The sequence below is a fragment of the Stenotrophomonas sp. LST15-1-1.1 genome (assembly GCF_040815575.1).
Classification (GTDB): domain Bacteria; phylum Pseudomonadota; class Gammaproteobacteria; order Xanthomonadales; family Xanthomonadaceae; genus Stenotrophomonas; species Stenotrophomonas lactitubi_B.
Genome location: NZ_JBFPNJ010000029.1, coordinates 58,435 through 82,523, shown reverse-complemented (window position 1 = coordinate 82,523; position 24,089 = coordinate 58,435). Strand labels below are relative to the sequence as shown.

At 62.9% G+C, this 24,089-nt stretch carries 24 protein-coding genes; 15 read left to right on the top strand and 9 right to left on the bottom strand.

What is annotated here, in order from left to right:
* Positions 1 to 36: 36 nt before the first annotated feature.
* On the bottom strand, positions 37 to 636 hold the full coding sequence (locus tag MRBLST15_RS12985; RefSeq protein ID WP_367786137.1) for a hypothetical protein: 600 nt from the start codon (positions 634 to 636) through the stop codon (positions 37 to 39).
* Between the two features lie 317 nt (positions 637 to 953).
* Between MRBLST15_RS12985 and MRBLST15_RS12980 the strand changes: the two genes are divergently transcribed.
* From MRBLST15_RS12980 to MRBLST15_RS12955, 6 genes are all read left to right on the top strand, one after another.
* Positions 954 to 1,712: a hypothetical protein gene (locus MRBLST15_RS12980; RefSeq protein ID WP_367786135.1), complete on the top strand. Its 759-nt coding sequence runs from the start codon at positions 954 to 956 to the stop codon at positions 1,710 to 1,712.
* Positions 1,713 to 1,732: 20 nt separating this feature from the next.
* Positions 1,733 to 3,058, top strand: coding sequence for an XVIPCD domain-containing protein (locus MRBLST15_RS12975; protein WP_367786133.1), 1,326 nt, complete (start codon positions 1,733 to 1,735; stop codon positions 3,056 to 3,058).
* A 117-nt stretch (positions 3,059 to 3,175) separates the two neighbouring features.
* Entirely contained in the window at positions 3,176 to 3,385 is a 210-nt protein-coding gene (locus MRBLST15_RS12970; protein ID WP_367786131.1) for a hypothetical protein, read from the top strand.
* 91 nt (positions 3,386 to 3,476) lie between these two features.
* Complete coding sequence (locus MRBLST15_RS12965; protein ID WP_367786130.1) at positions 3,477 to 3,902, top strand: TonB family protein; 426 nt, start codon at positions 3,477 to 3,479, stop codon at positions 3,900 to 3,902.
* Positions 3,903 to 4,355: 453 nt separating this feature from the next.
* Positions 4,356 to 4,721, top strand: a complete 366-nt coding sequence (locus tag MRBLST15_RS12960; RefSeq protein WP_367786128.1) for a hypothetical protein — start codon at positions 4,356 to 4,358, stop codon at positions 4,719 to 4,721.
* A 246-nt stretch (positions 4,722 to 4,967) separates the two neighbouring features.
* Positions 4,968 to 6,287 carry a DNA cytosine methyltransferase gene (locus tag MRBLST15_RS12955; RefSeq protein ID WP_367786126.1) on the top strand — a complete coding sequence of 440 codons (1,320 nt, stop codon included), beginning with the start codon at positions 4,968 to 4,970 and terminating at the stop codon, positions 6,285 to 6,287.
* A gap of 23 nt (positions 6,288 to 6,310) precedes the next feature.
* Here the strand turns inward: MRBLST15_RS12955 and MRBLST15_RS12950 are convergent, their stop codons facing one another.
* From MRBLST15_RS12950 to aceE, 4 genes are all read right to left on the bottom strand, one after another.
* On the bottom strand, positions 6,311 to 7,171 hold the full coding sequence (locus tag MRBLST15_RS12950) for a hypothetical protein (protein ID WP_367786124.1): 861 nt from the start codon (positions 7,169 to 7,171) through the stop codon (positions 6,311 to 6,313).
* Between the two features lie 125 nt (positions 7,172 to 7,296).
* Positions 7,297 to 8,355, bottom strand: a complete 1,059-nt coding sequence (locus MRBLST15_RS12945; RefSeq protein WP_367786122.1) for a DUF262 domain-containing protein — start codon at positions 8,353 to 8,355, stop codon at positions 7,297 to 7,299.
* Entirely contained in the window at positions 8,352 to 9,080 is a 729-nt protein-coding gene (locus MRBLST15_RS12940) for an FRG domain-containing protein (RefSeq protein WP_367786120.1), read from the bottom strand. The genes MRBLST15_RS12945 and MRBLST15_RS12940 overlap by 4 nt, the downstream gene beginning before the upstream one ends.
* A 148-nt stretch (positions 9,081 to 9,228) precedes the next feature.
* Positions 9,229 to 11,916: a pyruvate dehydrogenase (acetyl-transferring), homodimeric type gene (gene aceE / locus MRBLST15_RS12935; RefSeq protein ID WP_099841795.1), complete on the bottom strand. Its 2,688-nt coding sequence runs from the start codon at positions 11,914 to 11,916 to the stop codon at positions 9,229 to 9,231.
* 635 nt (positions 11,917 to 12,551) lie between these two features.
* Here aceE and MRBLST15_RS12930 point away from each other — a divergent pair.
* Together MRBLST15_RS12930 and MRBLST15_RS12925 are read left to right on the top strand one after the other, a co-directional pair.
* Positions 12,552 to 13,112, top strand: coding sequence for a PadR family transcriptional regulator (locus MRBLST15_RS12930; RefSeq protein WP_367786118.1), 561 nt, complete (start codon positions 12,552 to 12,554; stop codon positions 13,110 to 13,112).
* A gap of 60 nt (positions 13,113 to 13,172) precedes the next feature.
* A complete protein-coding gene (locus MRBLST15_RS12925) occupies positions 13,173 to 13,970 on the top strand; it encodes a siderophore-interacting protein (protein ID WP_127564109.1) in 798 nt (265 codons plus the stop codon).
* A gap of 93 nt (positions 13,971 to 14,063) precedes the next feature.
* Here MRBLST15_RS12925 and MRBLST15_RS12920 read toward each other — a convergent pair whose 3' ends face one another.
* Entirely contained in the window at positions 14,064 to 14,885 is an 822-nt protein-coding gene (locus MRBLST15_RS12920; RefSeq protein ID WP_367786116.1) for a hypothetical protein, read from the bottom strand.
* A gap of 91 nt (positions 14,886 to 14,976) precedes the next feature.
* On the opposite strand from MRBLST15_RS12920, the gene MRBLST15_RS12915 reads away from it, so the two are divergent.
* Complete coding sequence (locus MRBLST15_RS12915; RefSeq protein ID WP_346559627.1) at positions 14,977 to 15,378, top strand: hypothetical protein; 402 nt, start codon at positions 14,977 to 14,979, stop codon at positions 15,376 to 15,378.
* A gap of 158 nt (positions 15,379 to 15,536) precedes the next feature.
* On the opposite strand, the gene MRBLST15_RS12910 is transcribed toward MRBLST15_RS12915, so the two are convergent.
* Positions 15,537 to 16,247: a YceI family protein gene (locus MRBLST15_RS12910; RefSeq protein ID WP_089238300.1), complete on the bottom strand. Its 711-nt coding sequence runs from the start codon at positions 16,245 to 16,247 to the stop codon at positions 15,537 to 15,539.
* Positions 16,248 to 16,332: 85 nt separating this feature from the next.
* Positions 16,333 to 16,923, bottom strand: coding sequence for a malonic semialdehyde reductase (locus tag MRBLST15_RS12905; RefSeq protein ID WP_025878215.1), 591 nt, complete (start codon positions 16,921 to 16,923; stop codon positions 16,333 to 16,335).
* Positions 16,924 to 17,045: 122 nt separating this feature from the next.
* On the opposite strand from MRBLST15_RS12905, the gene MRBLST15_RS12900 reads away from it, so the two are divergent.
* From MRBLST15_RS12900 to MRBLST15_RS12875, 6 genes are all read left to right on the top strand, one after another.
* A complete protein-coding gene (locus MRBLST15_RS12900; protein ID WP_367786113.1) occupies positions 17,046 to 18,005 on the top strand; it encodes a mitochondrial fission ELM1 family protein in 960 nt (319 codons plus the stop codon).
* A 78-nt stretch (positions 18,006 to 18,083) separates the two neighbouring features.
* Entirely contained in the window at positions 18,084 to 18,302 is a 219-nt protein-coding gene (locus MRBLST15_RS12895) for a hypothetical protein (protein ID WP_032975596.1), read from the top strand.
* Between the two features lie 57 nt (positions 18,303 to 18,359).
* Complete coding sequence (locus MRBLST15_RS12890) at positions 18,360 to 19,208, top strand: DUF2145 domain-containing protein (RefSeq protein ID WP_367786111.1); 849 nt, start codon at positions 18,360 to 18,362, stop codon at positions 19,206 to 19,208.
* A gap of 18 nt (positions 19,209 to 19,226) precedes the next feature.
* Positions 19,227 to 19,721, top strand: coding sequence for a hypothetical protein (locus MRBLST15_RS12885; protein ID WP_265953147.1), 495 nt, complete (start codon positions 19,227 to 19,229; stop codon positions 19,719 to 19,721).
* 32 nt (positions 19,722 to 19,753) lie between these two features.
* The gene (locus tag MRBLST15_RS12880) at positions 19,754 to 20,269 is read left to right on the top strand and encodes a hypothetical protein (RefSeq protein WP_099821369.1); all 516 of its coding nucleotides are present in this window, start codon (positions 19,754 to 19,756) and stop codon (positions 20,267 to 20,269) included.
* A gap of 74 nt (positions 20,270 to 20,343) precedes the next feature.
* On the top strand, positions 20,344 to 20,904 hold the full coding sequence (locus MRBLST15_RS12875) for a queuosine precursor transporter (RefSeq protein ID WP_340572470.1): 561 nt from the start codon (positions 20,344 to 20,346) through the stop codon (positions 20,902 to 20,904).
* A 162-nt stretch (positions 20,905 to 21,066) separates the two neighbouring features.
* On the opposite strand, the gene glnE is transcribed toward MRBLST15_RS12875, so the two are convergent.
* Entirely contained in the window at positions 21,067 to 23,862 is a 2,796-nt protein-coding gene (gene glnE, locus MRBLST15_RS12870; RefSeq protein WP_367786108.1) for a bifunctional [glutamate--ammonia ligase]-adenylyl-L-tyrosine phosphorylase/[glutamate--ammonia-ligase] adenylyltransferase, read from the bottom strand.
* Positions 23,863 to 24,089: the final 227 nt, after the last annotated feature.

The window sequence follows — 24,089 nt, the reverse complement described above, 5'->3', positions numbered from 1 at the left end:
AGCAAGCATCGAACCGCTGTTGAGTCTTCCTTAGACCTATTTCACATCGTAGTTGGCGGCCAGAAGCTCGATGTTGAGATGTGCAACTTCCGGGTTGTCCTGAAGGTTGGTCACCTCCAGCCGGTACTTCCCGGCCGTCAGATTCCCGGATTCGGCACGGGCCACCTCGTACTCCCGGTACGCCACTGACATGTCGTACTTTCCTGCATTGACAAGACTGTTCGAATCCGCGCCGACGGCATTCCTGTATTCGAACACATCCCCACTGGCTTGCTGATATCGGCTGCCCTGCCCGACAGCGGGCAGATCACGATTCAACTCCTGCAGCGCGATGGGCGTCTCGGTGCCACCATCCTGCTTCCACAACTGCACCTTCAGGGGAATCCGCGCGTCTTCAAGGAAGTCGACATCCCCCGGTTTCATGTCCGGGCGCTTGGGCGGCCCGCCGGTACGGAAGCCGATCAGGAACGTGCGAGGTTTGGGGTCTTTCTCCCAGGGCGGCGGCAGCTCAAAACGCGCCTCTACCGTCGCACTCGCGTGGACCAGATCCATCGGCTTGGCAACGGGGAAACCATCGCCGTACATCTGGGGGGCCTGGGTGCCACAGCCACGCATCAGCAGTGGCAGCAGTACCATCCATGGTCTCAGTAGGTGTTGCATCCGTTCCTCACATGCCAGCACGCAGTCCTAGGCTGTTATATACCGCGCCAGCCGGCCAGTTCTGAATTGACTCCACATCGCCGGAGATACCCGGCTGCAGGCTGCTCGTGAAGAAGCGCAGCCACTGGAGCTTCCTCCCCCGCCGCTCTATAGTCGTTTTCGATCACGCAAGGAAATCGCCCATGAGCAGAGCACCGGCTCGCCGGCTCGCGTCCTTCGCCTTGGTGGCTGTGTTAAGCGCAACCGCCTGTGCGAAGTCTCCATCCACGGAAAAGGATCAGAACGGAACCGCCATGTCCGAAGACGCAACCAGCCCGCGCACGGTGGGCGGACATACCTATACGACGCAACCGGTCGAGGCCACATTGGGGCCGCACCGTTTCATGTTCCCGGCCAATCTCTACTACAACCAGATCGGTCCCTTCGCCGATGGTGGGGTCATGCTCACCGTGTTCTGGCCCGACTTTGACGCAGCGCCGCCGGGTGACCGTCCAGTACGTACAACCCAGGACAGCCGACGGCAGGTCCTGATCGAGCTGCACTACCTGGACCGGGTACCCATCACCGATTACCTCGCACGACGGTCCAGCAACGACGCCACGACCGAGGCAGGATCGCTGGAACGCAGGGACCCGGTAGAGCGCTTGGACCTGCGGGTAGCACAACCCGAGCGATGGGGATTGACTCCCTATGCAATCGATCCCTCGTTGCTGACCGCGTATGCGAAGGATTCGGAACAGGAGCTGGGCGTGCCTTATGTGCACAATCCGAAGATGGAACCGGACTGGTACGTGGCGCGTTCAACAGATGGCCAGCTGAAAACGTTCATCAGCTGCGATCCTGCGGACAGGATTCCCGATGGCTTGGTTGCGCATGGCAAGGCACTTGAACGCGCCGACGGTGATCGAGTTGCCATGTGCCGTCATTCCCTGGTCGATCTGGACGACAGCATCACTATCGAGATGACCTACGCGCGCGTGATGCTGAGCGACTGGCAGCGCATGGAAGCTGCAGTGCGCGAGCTTCTGCGCCGCTATCGCGCCAAGTCGTGATCGAACTTCAAGGATGAACCATGAGCGGACTTACCGATAAGGACATTAAAGTCCTGGATTTCTATGCCAAGCATGGGAACCGAGAGCTTTACTGGAACTACCTCGCACAGCTTCCCGACAACGACGGCTATGGGCTGTTGGCGCTGGGTGTTGTACGCAACGACAGCCTGCCTGGCCGGGTCGCCAACAGCTTTGCAACAGCAGTCGCCGAGCAGCAGGAGAAGCTGTTCGGTAGTAACGAAAATGTAGATTTCACTGAACGCAGGCAGGAGACGTTCGGTCAAGAGCTGATCAGCAATGATCTGGCCGAACGCAAAAAGTGGATGGGAGCGGGTAGGCCAGAGCTGGCCCTCAACCTGCCCTATACCAGCACACTCAAATCCCACGATGTCTCGTTCGAGGCCAACAATCTCAACGTGAACTGCTGGACACCGCGCATGCTGCTGGTCGCCACAGAGCACGGCAAGGGCGAGCAGGCGGCAGAAAAAGTCTGGCAGAACATGCTCGACAACACGGCCGGCGGTGCGTTCCGTGCTGGCAAGACCGCGGTCAGCGTGCACCTGGACATGCCCCAGCCCGCCGGGCACTTCTACTTCGTAGAGCTGAGCAAGTTCGAGGCATTGGCGACCCTGCAGCGCGACGCTGTCGACCCCAACGTCATCGGTACCAAGATCGATTACCACACGTACAACGCGAAGGATGGCAGTTGGAGCCACACCCGGGGCATTCCTCCCATCGATGTAACAACGAAGGAAACCGATGCGAAGGAGATTTCGCGCCTGAACGAGACCCGTGAGGTTCGCCTGGAGCGTGAGGTCAAAGCGACTCAGTTCCATCCCGATGATCCCTACAGGGAAATCGCCAAGAGCCCACTTGTGGTTTCCAACCAAGAGCCCGAACTTCCTTCCGCAGAAGGACGCCGCTTGGCGAGTATTGCGCCGGGTCATCCCGACTACGCGTTGCACAAGCAGATTCGCCAAGGTGTAGCCGCGCTGGATGAGAAGCACGGCCGGCCATTCGACGCGACCAGTGAGAACTTGACCGCCAGCTTGACCGTGAAGGCGCGTGAGCAGGGCTTGGAGCGTGCCGACCACGTGCTGTTGAGCAATGCAACGGCCAGCCAGCCGGCCGGGCACAACATCTTTGTCGTGCAGGGCGATCTGGCTGACCCTGCCCACTTGCGCGCAGGCATGCCCACAGCGGTGGCGGCACAAACGCCTATGGTGGAATCCCTGCAGCAATTGGCTATTGTTGGCGACCAACGCGCGCTTGCTCGCGAGAACGAGCAGCAGGCGTTGGACGCCCGCATCCAGGAACAGCAGAGTCACTCCATGCGTATGGGGTGAAGTCCGTCGCGATTGGCGCCTCCGCGAATGCTCCCCCAAGAAACTGACTGGGGCAGCGTCATTCCAAGCACATGAGACACCTTCAGGCCATCCTCCCTGCACCGGTGGAGGATGACCATGACCAAGATCGACCCCACATGGCTGGAAGCCTTCGACAAAGAGCTCCTCCACCTGTTCGCCATCGACCATCGCGATGCCGGCATGGATGAGTATCTGCTGATCTGCTACGCAGACCTTCCACCACGCGACGCAGCGCTCGCCTTCGGCAGCGACTACGACCTGGAGCGCGACGATGCGCTGTGGCCACGCCCGGGCGTGCCTGTGTGAGCCGAGCAGCAGTCCGGCACGCCGGCATTCAAGGCAAGCGATACCAGGGGATGGCCGCTATGCTGGCAGCGCACCGGAATGGAAACCACGTATGCCCCGTTTGAACACCGCCCTGGCACTGAACCTTGTTCTGATGCTGCTAGGCGCTACACCTGCCTTGGCCACGGCGGCAGACCCGCAGGTTTCCACTGAAGTGTTCGTAGAGCGCGGTGACAACCCCACCTTCGAACTGCAACAGGCGCCTGCCGTTGTGTATTCAACGGCCCCTGCTACGCCGCCCGATACATTGCTGCAGGTCCCCATGGCGGTGCTGTTGGTTGCTCAACTGGATGAGCTGGGCCACGTTTCCAACGTGATGGTGGCGCGGTCCAGCGGACTGCGGGAGATTGATCGTGCGGCCTTTACTGCCGTGGACCAGTGGCGCTTCGAGCCGGTCGTGGCTGAAGGCGTCGCGCGGCATGCGCGGGTTCGGGTCCGTATGACCTTCGTGCCCACGGCCGAGGCGCAGCCCGGCTGAACTGCTGCTCCAATCTGTCGTAATTGGTCCTACGCCGTGGGCCTGGCTGTAGGCATCCTGCGCTTGGGGCCAATAGCGCCAAGCCCTTCAATAGCGTTGCGGCGCAATCGCTTGCCGGCTTAACACCGTGTGCGACAATTCCGAAAGCGTCAGGACTGGCAATCGTCAGTTCTGCAGTTTCTTGGCATTTGGCAGCTGCGCGGGTATCTCTTGGCGTGCCACCGGAAAAGGGTGGCGCGGGACTCGAAAACCCGTCTGAATACCCAGTGCTTTGCGCTTGCCAGTCGGCGTCATCTTCGGATGGCGCCGGCTGGCAATCCGTTCGCGTTCCATGGCGGGCGGTGCGTGGGGGTCTTCGGACCCGCCGGCTTGGGTATTCACCGGTTTTCGAGCCACGCATCGTCCGCCGCCTTTATCGGTGGCGCTGCTATCTGTCCTGTACGGAGCATTGCCATGAACACATCGGACTTCCGTTCCCTGCACGCGCAGTACGATTCGGACAACGCCGAAACCGAGCGCGAACCGTCCGTCGATCCCCACACCTTCGTTGCCACGCTACGTCGCATCGGCACTGGTGCGGCTGCGGACGGCCAGCCTTGGCCGGAGCGGCATCAACTGCCTAGCAGGTGCCTTCAATTGGCGGATGCGGATTGCGCGCTGGCGGGCCTGCGCGTAGTGGCGGAGTTGATGCTGGCTGCGGAACGCACGCGGCAGAACGGAGCGCCCGAGGAGTACCTGGGGGATCGGGTGATGGAGGGGTTGAAGATGGCTTGTGTAGCGCTGACTGCGCAGGTGGCTGAGCGGTTGCAAGCGTGTTGATAAGTGAGGTCGCAACGGCTGCGTCGTGTGCCATGAGGCTTCAGCCATTGGCTCAATGAAGTACCTCTTCGTGCTTGGCATTTCTGTTGGTCTAGCGAGACAGAGAGACGTTGGTGCATCTGACTGTCCATCTCAATCGCTGAGACTGAACGGATTTAACCTTACGCCCTATCGGGGGCCTTTGCCCGCGAAGTTCACCTAGCACCCCGATCGACTTCTGGCCAACCTAGCTCTATAATTCGACGCATGAGTAGACCTATTGGAATTGATCTTTTTGCGGGCGCTGGCGGCCTCAGTCTCGGCTTCGAACAGGCAGGCTTCGACGTCGTAGCTGCCGTGGAGATTGACCCAGTTCACGCCGCCGTTCATGCCTACAACTTTCCTGACTGCAAGGTTATACCTCGCTCGGTAACTGAGCTAACTGGGAATTATATTCGAGAGGTAGCTAGCCTCGGAGACAAGAAAGTTAATGTTGTTTTTGGGGGCGCACCTTGCCAGGGCTTCTCATTGATCGGTCAACGGGCTATGGACGACCCACGCAACTCACTTGTGAAGGACTTTGTCCGGCTTGTTGGCGAGCTGGATGCAGAATATTTTGTATTTGAGAATGTCAAGGGCCTCACTATCGGAAAGCATAGAAAGTTTCTTGACGAGATCATTGCGGCTTTCGAAGCCTCCGGTTATGACGTCCTCAAGAGTTGGAGGGTTCTGAATGCGTGTATGTATGGCGTACCCCAGGATAGGCAGCGGTTGTTCTTGCTCGGCGCAAAAAAGGGCCTCAGGATCCCCACCTATCCCTCTCCAACCACCACGAAGCCAGGTACGATGGCCTCAGATCTTCCGTTCGGCCCAACCTGTAAAGATGCGTTGGATGATCTTCCCGACGCAGAACGCTTCGAGACACTTCGCCGGACCGACCAAGTTAAGGTGAAGAGCTGGGGCGAGCCGAGCTCCTATGCCGCACTAATGCGCTGCCAGAACGGTCAGGGGTGGTACTTTGGCTACGAGAGGAAATGGGACTCTCAGCTTCTGACCTCGAGCCTACGCTCCGAGCACACCGAAGCTTCAAGAGAACGATTTGCAAAGACGGTACCGGGAGAAGTGGAGCCGATCTCTCGATTCCTGAAACTATCGCCGCTTGGCGTGAGTAATACGCTGCGCGCGGGAACAGATTCCGCGCGAGGAGCCTTTACAAGTCCTCGCCCCATTCACTACAAATGGAATCGCTGCGTGACTGTGCGAGAAATGGCACGCTTGCATGGCTTTCCAGATTGGTTCCGCTTCAATGAAACGAAGTGGCATGGCGCGCGGCAAATTGGCAACTCCGTGCCGCCCCCATTGGCGCGAGCCGTTGCCACGTCCGTTCATGACGCACTGGGAATTGCGCCCTCTAAACCCGATTCGATCATCCAACTTGGAGCAGATGCCCTGCTTCGACTTAGCATCTCGGACGCCGCGAGTCACTGGGGTATCGTGAGCCCAATTGCTCAAAGAAGCAGAAAGCCTCCCAAAGGGGAAGACAAGTCTTCCTATCCCGATATCCTTAGTCCAGTTATTGAAAAATAATGAGAACGTCTGGATAGATAACTTCAAATCCCCTTCACTGATGGTTTGAGGCGATACACCGCCTCAGCTTCGAGCACCAAATTCTCATATTGTGCCGCGTCTTCGCGACGAACAGCCTGGAACTGGAGAACGTGGACTCCTATCCCCTTCACAGCTCGCATTGCCATCGGAACAACCATCGAAGCGTCGGTGGCATCGAACGCAGCCTTGACTTGAGCAATGATTTGATCAGGAATGAGTCGCTCTGACTGCAACTTTGCTTCACAGGTTGCCAGAACGAGCGATTCATTTTCCATTGTCAGCAGGTACAGCGAATCGATTTCGGCAGCTCGCAGTTTAATATTCATTTGAAGATGAGTTACCTGCGAAACATTCAAGGTCGAAACAGTTGCGAGTAGCTGCTCGACCAATCCAAGCTTCACGGCGGTTTGAACCAACCATGCTTCGTCGCTGCGCCCCAGCGCCTTCGATGCCAATGGAATACTCAGCGTCTGCATGTCGAACACTTTCGTGCTCGTACTATGACGAAAGCCATCGGGAAACGCCTGCTTCTGCTCATCCTTGTATGGAACAAATTCGAAAGAATCACCCTTACCAGTCCTCTGAACTCCTGTAAACTTTCTTTCAGAAACTGATTTCGGCCAGATTGATGATGCCGACCTTGATCGAACCACATCCTTCAAGAAATTCGCCGGATTTCGGTCACTCCGAGATTTGCCATCGGCAAGATTGCAGGCCCGAATAGCGTCCGACACATCCGTCAAGGACATTAGAGACTTTCGCAGAGTCCCTGTGGCTTCATCCCAATTTTTGTTGAATAAATACTCAATAACTGCGGTCTTATCAGAAGCCATTGCCCCCCCCCAAAAAATCCATTCAAACATGCCCCGATCTTTTGAGAGAGAGGGGCAACAATTTATCGAAAATACTGCCAGAAAGTGTCTACAGCTCCAGGCAACATTTGAGCTCAATAAAGACATGGCACACAGAAAATTTAGAGCAACGGCGCCTATGGATCTATTCTCTCCTGGAGAATTCGGAGGCGCTCTCTTATAGATCCAGCGTCATTGGTACCCTGTTGGGACATTCGATCATACTCAAGGAGCTCATAGTCGGCCTTTCCGATATCTGCTGCTGCCTTGAGTCTATTCTCCTGCCTCAGCTCATTGAACTCCAAGAATTTCTTCCGAGTAATAGACTTAATCGTCCCCCGGGCGAGAGCTCTTCTAAATAGAAGATAATAAACAGGAACAACACTCTGAGAGGCCAGAAGAGTATCCTTAGCGCCAAATACTGAAGACATACTGGAAAGCACCACTTTCACTTCATCCGAAATCTTCGCGACACGCCTAGCCTTTCCAGAGCGATAGTCTCTTACAAAGTTATCAAGCAAAGGCTTCTTTGTATCAAGAAGTTTATTTGAGGAAATATTGTCCTCAATAAACATAAGGCGCGCCGCAACCTCAAGGAACTGATATCGTCTGTTGGAGAACCTTACTTTCTTAACAAAGAACTGCTCCGCCGCGACCTTCTTTATCGCACTAGCCATATCGCCGCCGAACGCATTTCTCTTTTCGGCGGCATTTAATGGAACGGCTTCATTCAACCTAAAGAAAAGATCATCAATAAGATCCAGATCTTCCGTAGCAATGCATATTATCGGGAGTGCGAACGCATCCAATCTTTGCCGGAGCCTTGGATACTTAACTGCGATTTCAGCATATTTCATCCCTCCCGCAGCTACCGAGTCGTCTCCCAAATACTCAAAATCAGAGGCCAGCGGATAGTTGCCGTCTAAAAATCCAAAGATGGCTTCCAACCGCTGCCGTCCGTCGACAACGGCGAAGTCTTTTTTCTTTTTCTTAGACTCCGACCTCTCCAGGCGATGGAAGTACAATTTTGGAATATCATACCTATTAATTATAGAGTCGATTAAGAGCTGTCTTTTCTCTAGCGGCCACACATCCCCTTGTCGCTGATATGACGGCGCAAGATCAATCCTGTCCCTATCGGAATATACCGAAAGAACATTATTGTGCGAAAGTGCGTAAGTTTCAAACTCACTCACCGCAACCCTCCTCTAATAATATCACCGATACTAGAAAGCTCTGGGAACACTTGAAACTTCCCGTATGCCAGGAGTTCCAACTCCTTAAGAATCTCCTTCTTCCTCTTCCATGGCACCTCAAACTCAGTCAAGTGATCGCCACCAGCGATATCGGAGACGCTCTTCTTGGCAAAATGGCTGATGGTAAAAACACCAAGTTGAGCTTGAATTCTGGCGTTATTCCTGGTCGCCATTACCGCCATAGGCTCCATCCCCAGCTCAGGCTTAGCCTCCACACTTAATGTGTCGTAATCGCGTACGCGCTCGTCATCAAAGCTTGGAACAAATTTGTAGTCCTGAGGCCGAGCTTTAGTCGACTGATTTAGCTTTACCGGATCAAGAGCCCAAATTGCCCCATCTTTCTTTGGCTCCCCCACTACTGAAAAATAGAGGGCAATCAAGGGACTTTCAGTCCAATCGAGCAACCGAGTGGGAACACCGTAGTGTTGCATGAGAAATAGCCACTCGAAATTCGACTCTGGGCGCTGTGCAATCAAGAGATTTGCATTCTGACGAAATCGATTGATCAGAACACTCTCTGGCGCTGGATTTTTTAGCCGATGGTAAGCAGGAAGAAGATTCCAACTCTTATCTGCATGCCCGCGATACCAGGGCAGCTGACCCGGAGTATATTTCAAGCCCTTGAGATGAATCAAATAATCTGCGACAGATTCTATCGTTTCCATACCCCCCCCCTTGCAACTCCCTGGAACACCGTTTTTGGAACTCCGATTCCTTGATATTACAGTTGGATAGCCATAAACGACAATGGGGAGGGCGATAACATCGCCCTCCCCAGTCAGATCACTCTAAAGAGCGTTGGTCAACGCTCAATCAAACCCCAACAGGATTAGCCTTCTCCGGATCAATCTTGTACTGCTTGATCGCCCGTGCCACATCCTTCGCGGTCATCTTCCCGTCCTTCGCCAGCGCCGCAATCGCGGCATGCGCGATGTAGTACCGGTCAACCTCGAAGAAGCGACGCAGGTTCGCACGGGTATCCGAGCGACCAAACCCATCCGTGCCCAGCACCGTGTACGACATCGGCACGAACGCGCGGATCTGGTCCGCATACGCACGCACGTAGTCGGTGGCGGCAATCGCCGGGCCCTGGCGGCCTTCCAGCAGCTCGGTCACGTAGGCCTTGCGCTGCTCACCTTCCGGATGCAGGCGGTTGGCACGTTCCACGTCGAAACCATCGCGACGCAGTTCGTTGAAGCTCGGGCAGCTCCAGATATCGGCGGTCACGCCGAAGTCCTTGTCCAGCAGCTCGGCCGCGGCAATGGCTTCGCGCAGGATGGTGCCCGAACCCAGCAGCTGCACGCGCAGCTCGCCCTTCTTCGGCTTGCCGGCGTCGGTCAGCAGGTACATGCCCTTGACGATGCCTTCGGCCGCGCCTTCCGGCATCTCCGGGTGGGTGTAGTTCTCGTTCATCAGGGTGACGTAGTAGTACTCGTCAATCTGATCTTCCATCATCGCCTTGGTGCCGTGCTGCAGGATCACCGTCACTTCGAAGCCGAAGGTCGGGTCGTAGCTGCGCACGTTCGGAATGCCACCAGCCACCAGATGGCTGAAGCCATCTTCGTGCTGCAGGCCTTCACCGTTCAGCGTGGTGCGGCCGGCGGTACCACCCAGCAGGAAGCCGCGGGTACGCATGTCGGCGGCCTGCCAGGCGATGTCGCCCACGCGCTGGAAGCCGAACATCGAGTAGTAGATGTAGAACGGCAGCATCGGCACGTTGCTGACCGAGTAGCTGGTACCGGCAGCCATCCACGAGCTGATCGCACCCGGCTCGCTGATGCCCTGCTGCAGCACCTGGCCGCTCTGGTCTTCGCGGTAGAACATCAGCTGGTCGGCGTCGACCGGCTTGTACTTCTGGCCGAACGGCGCGTAGATGCCGATCTGGCGGAACAGGCCTTCCATGCCGAAGGTACGGGCTTCGTCGGCCACGATCGGCACGATGTGCGGGCCCAGTTCCTTGTCGCGCAGGGTGATGTTCAGGCTCTGCACGAAGGCCATGGTGGTGGAGTAGCTGCGCTCGCCACTGCTCTTCAGCAGGCGCTCGTAGCTTTCCAGCTTCGGTGCATTGAAGCTCTTTTCGGCCTTGCGGCGGCGCTGCGGCAGGTAACCGCCCAGCGCGGCACGGCGTTCCTGCAGGTACTGCACTTCCGGCGAATCCGGGCCCGGGTGGTAGAACGGCACCTGGCCGTCGGCCAGCTGCGCGTCGGTCACCGGAATGTTGAAGCGGTCGCGGAAGTGGCGCACCGCTTCGTCGTCCAGCTTCTTGGTCTGGTGGGTCGGGTTCAGTGCCTCACCGGCGCTGCCCATGCCGTAACCCTTCACGGTCTTGGCCAGGATGACGGTCGGCATGCCCTTGGTGTTCACGGCCTGGTGGTAGGCGGCGTACACCTTGTGCGGGTCGTGGCCGCCACGGTTCAGGCGCCAGATGTCGTCGTCGGACAGACCGGCCACCATCGCAGCGGTTTCCGGGTACTTGCCGAAGAAATGCTCGCGCGTATACGCGCCGCCGAAGGCCTTGCAGTTCTGGTATTCGCCGTCGACGGTTTCCATCATCAGCTTCTTCAGGACGCCGTTGGTGTCCTTGGCCAGCAGGGCATCCCAGTAACCGCCCCACAGCAGCTTGATGACATTCCAGCCGCCGCCACGGAACACGCCTTCCAGTTCCTGGATGATCTTGCCGTTGCCGCGCACCGGGCCGTCCAGGCGCTGCAGGTTGCAGTTCACCACGAAGATCAGGTTGTCCAGGCCTTCACGGCCGGCCAGCGCGATGGCACCCAGGGTTTCCGGCTCGTCGCTCTCGCCGTCGCCGATGAAGCACCACACCTTGCGGTCGGACTTCTCGATCAGGCCACGGTTTTCCAGGTAGCGCATGAACTGCGCCTGATAGATGGCGGCCAGCGGGCCCAGGCCCATCGACACGGTCGGGGTCTGCCAGTATTCCGGCATCAGCCACGGGTGCGGGTACGACGACAGGCCGCCGCCGTCCACTTCCATGCGGAACTTGTCCAGCTGCTCTTCGCTGATGCGGCCTTCCAGGAAGGAACGCGCGTAGATACCCGGGGCGCTGTGGCCCTGGATGAACAGCAGGTCGCCCGGGTGGTTCTCGCTGGGAGCGCGCCAGAAGTGGTTGAAGCCCACGTCGTACAGCGTTGCGCCGGAGGCGAACGAGGCGATGTGGCCGCCCAGGTCACCCGGCTTGCGATTGGCGCGCACCACGGTGGCCATCGCGTTCCAGCGGATGATCGAACGGATACGCCATTCCAGTTCGGCGTTGCCCGGGCTCTTGGCCTCCAGCTGCGGCTCGATGGTGTTGACGTATTCGGTAGTGGGAGAGAACGGCAGATAGGCACCCGAACGACGGGTCAGTTCCACCATGCCTTCCAGCAGCTGATGCGCGCGCTCGGGGCCCTCGACATCAATAACGGCCTTCAACGACTCGATCCACTCCTGGGTTTCCACAGGATTCGGGTCGTTGTTCAGCACCTCGTTCAACCAGTTCATTAGCGCTCCCATTACCGCACGCACGCGCGCGACTGTTGATAGATTTCTAGACCGCAAAGTGTAGCGCACCAAGGGCTTTCGTCACTTGGCTACGCTGGCGTATGGAGGCAGGCCACCCCTGTCTGCATGGCATGTCCCGGGACGTCCACCGGCGGGACAAAGCACTGCTGCAGGCCGCTGTGGCTGCCTGCAAGGGCTGCGCCAGCTGTCGCCTGCGGCCTGCTGCGCCCATGCGCAGGACGCAGTGTTACTGCTGCGGATGACCGTTGTGGGGCAAGCCCGGCGCCGTGTCGGCGTTGTCTGACGGGCTGCCGCTGAACCCGCGACAACGTGTCGCGCGCGCCTCTCGACGCGGAGGACACCGCTGCGCACGGTTGGCGGCGAGCAGGCCCCTTCCCGCGGTTCGCCGCTCGTCTGCTGCGCCCCGCCCGGGGCGAAAACCCGCAGCGCCGTTGCGTGGCCCGATACGGATGTCGGGCCGCGCAACGGTGGCTTGCGCCCCACGCAACCCTGCCCTGATCCCTTGCGGTACCTGGCTGCGTGGCCCGATCTGGCAAGCGTTGTGGCCGAAACCATGCTTGTCGGGCCCGGCGTATCGATATATCGTTTGCGACACACGTTACCGATATATCGAAATGGGCCGCTCCCCCTCCCCCAAAAGCCGCACCGACGATGCCGCGGTACCCCGCCGCAACGGCCAGCCGCGCGTGCTCAGCCGTGGCGACCTGCGCCTGCTGGTGCTGGCGCTGATCGGCGAGCAGCCGCGCCACGGCTACGAGTTGATGCAGCACATCAGCACCATGTTCATGCAGGCCTACACCCCCAGTGCCGGCACCATGTACCCGCTGCTGGCCAGCTTCGAGCAGGCCGGCTGGGTGGAATCGGAAGAGGTGGACGGCCGTCGCGTGTTCCGCATCACCAGCGCCGGCGAGTTCGAGCTGAAGGTGCAGCGCACCCAGGTGCGATTGGCCCAGCGACGCGCGTTCGACCGCGCCCGCGAGATCACCAAGGCCTCGCTGCCGGCGCCGCTGGCCGCTGCGCTGCGCGAGTTCAAGCTGGCGCTGGTGCACCACCACGGGCGCTGGGCCGACGGTGAAGCCGAGCAGGTGGCCGCGCTGCTGTCGCGCGCGTCGGCGCTGATCAATGGCCAGGCCGGCAACGTGTCCTCTCCCTTTTCTACGACCCAGCCAGACTGAATCCAGCCAGGTCTTCCCCCATGCCGCGCGCCCCCGCGCGACCTTCCCACAGGTACCCCCATGACCGAACATCACAACTCGCGCCTGCGCCTGGATGTGCGCTTCCGTGAACTGACGGTGCTGCGCACCGAGACTGTCACCCCGCACATGCGCCGCATCGTGCTGGGCGGCGACGACCTGGCCGGCTTCGATTCGCCCGGCGCCGACGACCACATCAAGCTGTTCTTCCCCAACGCCAGCGGCGAGATGGTGCTGCCGGTGCTGACCGCCGAGGGTCGCAGCTACCCGGAGGGCAAGCAGCCTTCGCCGGCACGGGACTACACCCCGCGCTGGTGGGACCACGAAACCGGCGAACTGGCCATCGACTTCGTGCTGCACGACCAGGGCATTGCCGGGCCGTGGGCCGAGCGCGCACAGGCCGGCGACACGCTGGTGATCGGCGGCCCGCGTGGTTCGTTCGTGGTGGCCGACAGCTACGACGCCTATGTGCTGATTGGCGATGAAACCGCGCTGCCAGCCATCGCCCGCTGGCTGGACGTGCTGCCCGAAGGCGCGCAGGTACAGGCGTACATCGAAGTGGCCGACGAGGACGAGCGCCAGGACCTGCCGCAGTACGAGAACGTGCGTATCCATTGGCTGGAGCGCAATGGCTTCCCGGCGGCCAGCAGCACGCTGCTGGAAGACATGCTGACCGACTTCGAGGCCCCGGACGGCGATGCGTTCTACTGGATCGCCACCGAATCGCGCCGCGCACGGATGATGCGCAAGTTCATCGAAGGCCACCTGGGCGTGCCGCGCGACTGGATCCGCTCGACCGGTTACTGGAAGGCGCACCCGGACGAACAGGACGGCGATTGACCGGGCAGCCGGTGGGCGCGGACCGTTGGTCCGCACGTCTTTGACTATGTAGAGCCGAGCCCATGCTCGGCTGCTGTTCTATCCGCCCTCGCGCTACGCGCGATGAGCCGAGCATGGGCTCGGCTCTACAAGAGCGCTGGGCGCCACCTGCCGCGTCCACCCGAACCGATGCGCGGCCCAGATCTCCAGCGCCACCAGCAGCGCAATGATCGCCAGCGGCAGCAGCAACCCCAGGTACACGCCCGGCATCATGCCGTTGATCTGCGCCTTCACCAGCCGCAGCACGCCGCGTGTATGCAGCAGTTCGTCGATGCGCATGGTCAGCGCCTCGCGCACCATCTTCGGCTCCAGCCCGACCGTGCCGGCCTTGTCGATCAGTGTGTCTTCCACCATCGCGCGCAGCAGCCCGGCGCGCACCTTGCCGATCACCCAGCCCACGCCACGTGCCATCGGCCCGTCACCCAGCCGGTCCACGCCGGGCAACGGATGCTCGCTCAGGTAGATCGCGGCCAGCGAATCTGCCACATCCCCCACCGTGCCCTGGCTCTGCAGCGCTGCACGCATGCGCTCGTCTTCCAGCGAGGCGGTGAAGCCACTGCTCCAGCCTTCCACCATCGTCTGCAGGTATGGCTGGAAGTGATCGAGCTGCTTGAACAGCGCGCGGTGCGCGCCGGTGGTAAAGCCCAGCTGCAGGCCGAAGAACGCGACCAGCAACGGTAGCAGCACCACATACGAGGCCAGCAGCCCGTGGTGCCAACCTCGCTGTCGCCGCAGCCAACCGCGCCGATGCAACCCGCGCCAAGCGAAGATGCCCAGCGCCAGCCCCAACAGGGTGCCCAGCACGCTGCCGCCGATCAGATCGAGCACGCTCAGGCCGGTCCAGAATTCGCCAAGCCAGTACTGCGCTTCCTGCATGGTGTTGCCTTCCGTGGTTCAGTGCGGCCGCCATGGTAACCGCGACCCCATGCGACAATCGCGCTCCTTTCCTGCACCAACGAGGCCCCACGTGGGCAAATTGACCCTGAGCGGCGTGGATACGCTGCGTACCCGCCTGGCCGACGACAGCGCCTGCGACGCAGTGCTGTCCGCCTTCGCCGACCCGGCTGCGGCGCGCGTACCGCTGCGTGAGCTGGTCGAAGCACAGCACCGCTACCTGCAGGCCGAACATGAAGTGGCACAGGTGGCCGACATCCTGCGCCGCGACCAGAAGTACGCGCCGGTGGGTCGCCCGTCGGTGCATATCGTGCAGCTGCGCAAGCAGCAGGCGTCTACCAGGCAGGCGGCACTGATCGCCCGCCAGGTGGTGGCACAGGCCGCACAGACGTTCGTGCGCGCGAGCGGGTTGACGGTGAAGGCCAAGCAGAGCCCGAGCGAAGCATCGGCCGCATGGCTGGGTACGCTGCGCTGAGAAATCCTGCTTCGGAGAGATTGTGCGGACCAACGGTCCGCACCCACCGAATCCAGGTCCGCAGCCGGCCAGCGGCCGGCTCTACCAGAACCCAAAAAAGAAGGCCCGCTTTTCAGCGGGCCTTCTGCCTTCTCACGACGAGTGAGCGGGATGTTGCATCAAGCAGCCGGCTTCTCGCCGGTGGCTTCGGTGGTGATGCGGATCTTCACTTCATCGCTGACGTTCGGGGCGTAGGCGCCGACGCCGAAATCGCTGCGCTTGATGGTGGTGGTGGCATCGAAGCCGGCGGCCGGAACCTTGGCCATCGGGTGCTCGCCGCCGCCGTTGACGGTCACATCCAGGGTCACCGGCTTGGTGATGTCCTTGATGGTCAGGTCGCCGGTGACGGTCAGCTTGTTGGTGCCGGCCGATTCGACCTTGGTGCTCTTGAAGCTGGCAGCCGGGAACTTGGCAGCGTCGAAGAAGTCGGCGCTCTTAAGGTGCTCGTCGAACTTGGCGGTGAAGCTGTTCAGGCCGCTCAGCGGCAGCTTCACTTCCACGGTGGACTTGGTGACGTCGGTGGCGTCGTACACCAGGGTGCCTTCGGCGTTGCCGAAGTGCGCGCTCGGGTTGGAGAAGCCGAAGTGGCTCCACTGCGCCAGCACGTCGGTGTGGGTCGGGTCGAGCTTGTAGGTGCCCGAGGCGATGGTGATGGCGGCAGCGGCCGGGGCGGCAGCAGCGGCATCGGCAGCCGGGGTGGTGGCAGCCTGCTCGGTGGTGGCCGGGGCAGCAGCATCGGCGGCCGGGGCGGCGGTGTCGGCCGGCTTGGAGCAGGCGGCGATGGCCAGGGTCAGGGCCAGCGGCAGCAGCAGTTTACGGGTGGCGCTCATCTCAGGAACTCTCCGGATCGTAGGGTGGGAACACAGTGCAGCAATGGCCCGCCACGGCGGGCGGGCCCGAAACCGATACAGCGACTTACGCGATGCGCGCCGCTTCGTCGAAGGACAGGCGCGGCAGACGGGGGAACAGGCCCGAATCGTCACCGTACCCCAGGTTGACCAGGAAATTCGACTTGATGCTGGTGCCGGCGAAGAAGGCTTCGTCGACCTTGGCATTGTCGAAGCCGGACATCGGGCCGGCATCCAGGCCCAGCGCGCGTGCGGCCAGGATCAGGTAGGCACCCTGCAGGCTGCCGTTGCGGAACGCACCTTCGTGGCGGCCTTCGCGCGGGCCGTCGAACCAGGCCTTGGCATCGGTGTGCGGGAACAGGTACGGCAGCTTCTCGTGGAAGTCCTGGTCGAAGGCCACGATGACGGTGACCGGGGCGGCCAGGGTCTTGTTGTGGTTGCCTTCGGACAGCGCCGGTGCCAGCTTGGCCTTGGCTTCGGCCGACTTCACGAACACGAAGCGCGCCGGGCTGCCGTTGGCGGCGGTCGGGCCCCACTTCAGCAGGTCGTACAGAGCGTGCAGCTGTGCGTCTTCGACCGGCTTGTCGAGGAAGGCGTTCTGGGTACGGGCGGTGCGGAACAACTGGTCCAGTGCAGCAGCGTCGAGCGCGTGGGACATCGGTGGATCTCCAGGGCGGCTAAGGTCAGTGCCCGCGGGCGGCGCGGGGCGAAACGTCGATCCGCAGTGTAGAGTGTCGCGACTGTTGCAACACCCAGCAGGATTGAAACGAATTAATGCCAATGGTGAAACGATCGAGCACGCCATGGACGGTCACCGATGGCCGTGCCGGTAATGTCCGCCAGGCGGTCGCGCTGGCGACGGCGCTGCGCCTGGGCAGCCACCGCCCCCTGGTACTGCAACCCCGCGCCCCGTGGCGCTGGCTGTCGCCGCGGCGCTTGCCCGGTGATGTGAACGGCTACGGCGAGGCGTTTGCGTCACTCGCTGCCGAAGCGCCCGCACTGGCGATCGGCTGTGGGCGCCAGGCCGCCGGTGCGCTGCGCGTGCTGCGTGCGCGTGGCAGCCAGGTGGTGCAGATCCTCGACCCGCGCATCGGCTCCCGCCACTGGGACGTGGTGGTGGTGCCCGAGCATGACGCCCTGCGCGGCAGCAACGTGCTGACCCTGATCGGCAGCCTGAACCCGGTGGACGATGATTGGCTGGCCTTGGGCCGCGCCGCGTTCGCCAGCTTCAGCACCCTGCCCGGCCCGCGCACCGCGCTGCTGGTGGGCGGCCCGACGCCGCTGGCACCATGGGATGAGACGGCGATGGTGCACGTGTTCCAGGCGCTGGCCGAACAGATCCGCAGGGAGGGTGGCAGCCTGCTGGCGACTACTTCGCGGCGCACGCCGCCGGCGCTGGCCGAGATCCTGCGCGCGAAGTTCGCCGACCTGCCGCATGTGATCTGGGGCGATGGCGGCGATGGCGTGAACCCGTACGCCGGTCTGCTCGGCTGGGCCAACCGGGTGGTGGTGTCGCCCGATTCGGTGAACCTGCTGTCCGAGGCCAGCGCCACGCGCATGCCGGTGATGGTGGCCCTGGCCGATACGGCGCAGGGTCGGCTGGCGCGCTTCCAGCAGCAGCTGCGCGAGCGCGGGCGGCTGCAGGCGCGCTGGCTGGACTGGCAGTACGACCGCATCGAGCCGCTGCGCGAGACCACGCGGATTGCCGCCGAAGTCAAAGCGCGCCTCGCATTGGCGTGAGGGCGTCCAGCGCTTTTTGAACATTTCGATCCGTCGGCGCAGTTAGAGTCCAGCCTCCCCCTCGGACTGGACGTCCCCATGCGTACCCTGCTTCTGCTGCCGCTGGCCCTGCTGGCGGCCTGCTCCACTACCCCCACCGAACTGGACCCGCTGTCGCACGCCTGCCAGCAGCAGCTGGATGCCTACCGCGAGCAGCCGGCGCTGCGTAATCCGCGCAACGAGCGCCCGCCGTTGCCGATCGCGCCGATCAGCGATGCCTGCGACAAGGAATTGCGGCGCAAGGGCGTGGAGCGTTGATTCCAGCGATGCGGGTATGATCGGCGCGCGGGCCTGCCCGTGTCTGGAGCGGTATACATGGAACGTCTGCATCGCCTGCGCTGCGGTCTGCTGTTGTTGATGGGCCTGCTGGCCACCGCGCCGGCATGGGCCGACAGCGGCACCTGCGTCGAGCGCTACCCCAGCGTGGCCGCGCAGGCGGCGATGTTCGATGTGGCGTGGACCGCCGCCGAGCGCCTGGATGCGCTGCCCGGCGTGGACGTGGTGATCGCCGCGCGTGGTGGCCAGGACCTGAGCCGCTACGGCCTGCACCACAGCCACCTGGCCTTCCTGCTGCGCGAGGACGACGGCCGCTGGCGGGCGATGCACCTGCTCAACCGCTGCAAGACCGACAGCTCGCAGCTTTACCGCGAGGGCCTGGGCAATTTCGTCGGAGAGAGCGGCACCCATACCGATCTGCGCATCGGCGTGCCGCCACCGGCGTTGCAGCTGGCACTGAAGCGGATGCTGGCAGCACCGGCGATCCAGCCCAAGGCGCTGCACGAATCGAAGTACAACGTCGTGGCCTATCCGTTCGCCACCGACTTCCAGAATTCCAACCAGTGGATCCTGGAAGTGCTGGCCGCGGCGATGGCGCAGGCTGAAGGCGGCCCGGTGATCGTCAAGCGCGAACAGGCACAGCACTGGCTGCGTGCGCAGAAGTACCAGCCCAGCGTTCTGCATATCGGCCTGGGCAAGCGCGTGGGTGCGCGCCTGTTCGTGGCCAACGCCACCACCACCGACCATCCGGCCAGCGAACGTATTTCCGGCAACTACTCGGTAGTGACGGTGGAATCGGTATTCGACTTCCTGCACCAGCGCAGCCAGCTGCAGCAGGAACTGACCATTGCGCATGCGACGGCCGACACTGCCGCCGCTGCGCCCTGACCTGGCAAGGAGAAGATGATGCGCAACCTGCCGTTTTCCGCGTTGGCCGTGCTTGTGTGCGGCAGCCTGTTGTCTGCAGCGCCGGCACATGCCGAGCGCCGCATCGTGATCATCCAGAACAGCGTGCCCGAGGGTCCGAGCCTGGAGATGTCCGCACCGATGGTGGAACGGGCGCGCGCAGCCGCGGCTGGGGAAACCAACGATGCGGGCATGCCTCCGGGCCAGGGCCCGCGGGTGACGCTGCCGCAGATGCAGGTCAGCGCCATCTCCACCACCGTCGATGGTCGCCGCGAGGTGCTGCTGCAGGACCCCGCCAACCCGCAGAACACCGCGTCCATGCAATGGCCCAAGCGCCCCGGTGACCCGGCCGTGCAGTTCAACGTGGGCCAGACCGTGAACTTCGAACCCGCTGAATCGGGCAACGGTTGGCGGGTGAGCGACAACCAGGGCCGGCCGCTGGAGTACCTGCCCGAGGCCACCGGCCCACGCGACATCTTCGATACGCAGCGCTGAGCCGCTGCCTCCATCCTGACCAGGAGGTCACCATGCTTCGTTCCCTGCGCGCCCCCGCCGCCGCCCTGCTGCTCTCGGCCCTGACGGTGCCGACCGTGCACGCCGGTGCTGCCCCGCACATCAACAGCGGCCAGGCCAGCGTGCTGGTCACGTCGCTGATCGTGGTGTCGGTTCCGCTGGCCACCTCGATGGGTTTGGCCGCGCTGTCCAAGGCGCCGTTCAAGGCCAGCGAGCGCAATGGCAAGGTTGCCGAGCGCACCCCGGCGGTGCCGCTGCCGCCGATGGAAGTGAAGCAGGTGGCGACCACCGCCGCTGGCGAGCGCCAGGTGCAGCTGCAGGTGCCGGACAAGGCCGACCAGACTGCGACCTTGCAGTGGCCGGCGATCGAGGGCGATGACCCGGTGGCCGGCTTCGTGGTCGGCCAGCAGGTGCGCTTCGACCCGACCGATGCCGGTGCCGGCTGGACGGTGAAGAACAGCGACGGCAAGGCCTTGGCCTATGTCCCCACGGCCTATGCGGCCGGCGACGCGCTGAGCGAGCAGCTGTAAAGCTGAACGGCCGTTTTTGGCTTTGCGGCGGGCCGGGCGGATAATGGGCGATCCCATTTTTCTCCTGGCTCGCCATGTCCGCGCGTCCTGCGCCTGTTTTTGCTCCGTTGACCGCCCGCGCCCTGGTGCTGGCGGTGCTGGCCATGGGCGCGGTGGTGCTGCTGTCCAACGTGCTGGTGCAGTACCCGATCAATGACTGGCTGACCTGGGGAGCTTTCAGTTACCCAGTGGCCTTTCTGGTCAGCAACCTGATCAACCGTCGCTTCGGCCCGGGCCCGGCCCGCCGCGTGGCGTGGATTGGTTTTGCGGTGGCGGTGCTGCTGTCGGTGTGGGTGGCGACGCCGCGCATTGCGATCGCCTCGTGCTCGGCCTTCATCGTGGCCCAGTTGCTGGACATCACCGTGTTCGACCGCCTGCGCCGTGGCAGCTGGTGGCGCGCGCCGATGGTGGCTACCACCTGCAGCGCGACGGTGGACACCACCATCTTCTGGTCGATCGCGTTCGCTGGCTCCACCCTGCCGTGGGTGAGCTGGGCCGCCGGCGACCTGGCGGTGAAGCTGGCGATCGGCGTATGCCTGCTGGCCCCGTTCCGCGCGCTGCTGTGGAAGATGGCGCCGCTGCGTACGGCCGGCTGACCACCGTTGCACTGGTAGGTGCCAACCTGGGTTGGCACGATCCCATACCCCGGTGGGTGCCGACCGTTGGTCGGCACGCTTCTTCAGGGTTCATCGCAGCTGAGAGATTGTGCCGACCAACGGTCGGCACCCACCCAAAGCCGCTACAGCCATTTCAGGTACTCAGCCGAACGGTAGCTCCGCGGCGATGCACGCAGCGCTGATCGCCGCACACGCGTCTTCGATGGCCGGCGTCGTCGGCGCCAACCGCGGCCGGCGATCCAGCGTGCAGGCCAGCCCCACCTCCAGCAGCGTGGCGTGCGCGCCATGCAGCGCCTGTGCGGTGGCATCGGGCAGGAATCCCGCCGCTGCCAACGCGTCGATCAACGCCGGCGTGGCACGCGGCTGCAGCAACGCAGGTGTCTGCGCACTGCGCGCCAGCACACCGGTCTGCAGCAGGAATTCCAGATCGACCACGCCGCCTGCGCCCTGCTTCAGGTCGAGCCGTGCGGCATCGCTGCGGTCCAGTTCGGTGCGCATGCGCCCGCGCATCTTCACCACATCGGCGTACAGCGTCGCGCGATCACGTTCGCGGCCCAGCGTCTGCGCACGTACCTGTTCGAAATCCTGCAGCAGGCTGGCATCGCCGGCCACGCCGCGTGCGCGTACCAGCGCCTGGTGCTCCCAGGTCCATGCGCGATCACGCTGGTACTCGGTGTAGCTGGCCAGGGAAGACACCAGCGAGCCCTTGCCACCGTCCGGGCGCAGGCGCACGTCGATGTCGTACAACCGCCCGGCGGCGGTGACCGCAGCCAGCAGCGCCATCACCTTCTGGGCCAGGCGCGCATACCAGCGGCCCGGCTCCAGCGGGCGGGCGCCATCACTCGCTTCCACACCCGCCGGGTGATCGTGCAGGAACACCAGGTCCAGATCCGAGCCGAAACCCAGCTCCAGGCCGCCCAGGCTGCCGTAGCCGATGATCGCGAAGCGGCCTCCGGCGATAGCGCCGTGCGCGGCGTGCATATCCGCCTCGGCCATCGCCAGCACGGTGATGACCACCGCCTGCGCCAGTTCGGCCAGTTGCCGGGTGCTGTCGACCGCACCCTGGCGGCCATCCAGCGTGGCCATGGCCATGCGGAAACTGAGGGCGAGCCGCGTCTCATTGAGCCAGCGCAGTTGCGATTCCGGATCTTCCACCGGCAGCACCTGCTGGCATTCGGCCAGCATGCCGGCCGCATCGGGCATCGGCCCGGACACGCGCACGTCCAGTAGTTCATCCAGCAGCAGCGGATACGCGGCCAGGCGTTCGGCCAGCAATGCACTACGGGCCAGCACGTCGACCAGGCGCGCAAGCGCGCTGGGCTGTTCGTCCAGCAGCGCCAGGTAGCTGGTACGGCGCAGCACCGCCTGCAGCAGGCCGAGCACGCGCTTGAGTGCAGCGTCGGGCTGCGGCGAACGGGTGGCGGCGTGCAGCAAGGCCGGCAATACGCGATCCAGGCGCGCACGTGCCGCATCGGACAGCGACTTCACGCCCGTGCCCTGGGCGAAATCACGCAGTGACTGATCGGCGCCATTCGCATCGAGGAAACCGGCCTCGGCCAGCAGCGGCGCGTTGCTGCCCTCGGGCAGGCTGCGCCAGTAATTGGCCAGCGCATCCGGCGCGGCCTGGCCCTTGCGTGGTGCCAGCAGCGCAGCGAACTCGGTACTGACGCGCTGCTGCTGCACGCTCAATGCAGCACGCAGCGCATCCCAGTCGGCATAGCCGAGGCCGATGGCAATGCGTTCGCGATCCAGCACATCGGATGGCAGCACATGGGTCTGTGCATCGCGCAGCATCTGCAGGCGGTTTTCCAGCCGGCGCAGGAACAGGTAGGCCTCGCGCAACGCGGCGCCATCATCGCTGGCGATCTGCCCGGCGGCGACCAGCGCATCCAGCGCGACCAGCAGCCGCCGCTCGCGCAACACCGGCTCGCGGCCACCGCGAATGAGCTGCAGTGCCTGGCACAGGAACTCGATTTCGCGGATGCCTCCGGCGCCACGCTTGATGTCGTCGTGCATCTCGCGGCGCGCGACTTCGGCGGTGATGGCCGCTTTCATTTCGCGCAGGCCATCGAGCGCGGTGAAGTCCAGGTAGCGGCGGTACACGAACGGACGCAGGGTCTGCAGCCACGCCTCGCCAGCGGCGATATCGCCCGCCACCGCGCGCGCCTTCAACCACGCATAGCGCTCCCAGTCGCGGCCTTCGCGCTGGAAGTACTGATCCATCGCCGCGAATGACAGCGCCACGCGGCCGGCGCTGCCGAACGGGCGCAGGCGCAGGTCAACGCGATGGCTGAAGCCATCGACGGTGGTTTCATCCAGCAGCTTGGCCAAGCGCTGACCGAGGCGGGCAAAGTACTCCTCGGCCGCCAGCGCGCGCGGACCGTCGGATTCACCGCCCTGCACGTAGGCGTAGACCAGATCGACGTCGGAACTGAAGTTGAGCTCGCCACCGCCCAGCTTGCCCAGCCCGAACACCACCAGCTGCTGCGGTCGGCCGTTGTCATCGGCAATCACCCCGTGGCGCTGGGCGAACTCCTGCTGCAGGGCGTCCAGCGCCAAGCGCAGGCAGTCCTCGGCCAACGCGGTGGCGCCCGCCAGGGTCTGCGGCACGTCATCCAGCCCGGCCAGGTCGCGCCAGATCAAGCGGGTCGACATCGCCGTGCGCCAGCGCCGCAGTTGTGCCGGCCAGTCGCCGGGCTGCAGCGGGTCGAGCACCGGCGCCGGCAGTGGCGGGCAGCCGGGTGCGGACAGCTGCGCCAACAGCCCGGGCTGGCGCACCAGGGTGTCCATGGCGAAGTCGCTGCTGACCGCCAACTGCACCAGCATCGGTTGCAGCTCGGCCGGGATGGGATCGGGTACTGCCTGGGCCAGGCGCGCCAGCGCGCGGTCGACGAGGGGCTGCAGGGTGGCGGGCAATTCGGCGGGGGCGAGGGTCATACCGTGATTCTCGCGGGGTCGGATCCCTTTGCCAACGGCGAAGGGCTGTGACCCGTTGCCGTGGCCTGTGGGTCAGAGCCTTTTGCCCTTGGCAAAAGGATCCGACCCCGGCACCGCGCATTCAGCTTTAGCGGCAGGCAATAAAAAAGCCCGCTTGCAGCGAACTGCCAGCGGGCTCTGCTCCCTCCCCCACGTCGGGATGCAGGGCCATCGTGCGGTGTACGAAA